Below are 398 nucleotides of genomic sequence, written 5' to 3'. Positions count from 1 at the left end.
AGTTTCAACGGGTGGCAAACAAGTATTGCTTGGTATAAGCAAGCGGGGGGATGGCTATTTACGAAGACTACTAGTGCATGGTGCAAGAGCTGTTCTTGGGCACTTAAAGCAACAGCCAACCACTTATACTCACCGCTGGTTGAATGACTTACTGAAACGAAAACACAAGAATGTTGCAATAGTCGCACTAGCTAATCGGAATGCTCGAATTGCATGGGCTTTATTGGCTAATCAGCAACACTATAATCCTGAATTACTATCTCTCTAAAATTGCGCATGAAGTGGAAATGAGAAAACAGGTAAGACCGTGAGTATGGAACTCTGATTTGATCTTAGGACTTTCAAGTTCGTGTTGTTGATAAGAGCATGCTCAGCGGAAATCATTAAGAGTCCTTGAA

General features: G+C 42.0%; 1 protein-coding gene. It reads left to right on the top strand.

Annotated elements, in window-relative coordinates:
• The coding region (locus AB4486_RS24475; protein WP_372119246.1) for a transposase at positions 1–268 on the top strand (268 nt) is incomplete at its 5' end.
• Between the last annotated feature and the right edge of the window lie 130 nt (positions 269–398).

It is taken from the genome of Vibrio sp. 10N.222.55.C6 (assembly GCF_041473395.1).
Classification (GTDB): Bacteria; Pseudomonadota; Gammaproteobacteria; order Enterobacterales; family Vibrionaceae; genus Vibrio; species Vibrio crassostreae_C.
Note: the sequence above shows the minus strand (reverse complement) of the source record. Positions and strands in the feature narration are given on the sequence as shown.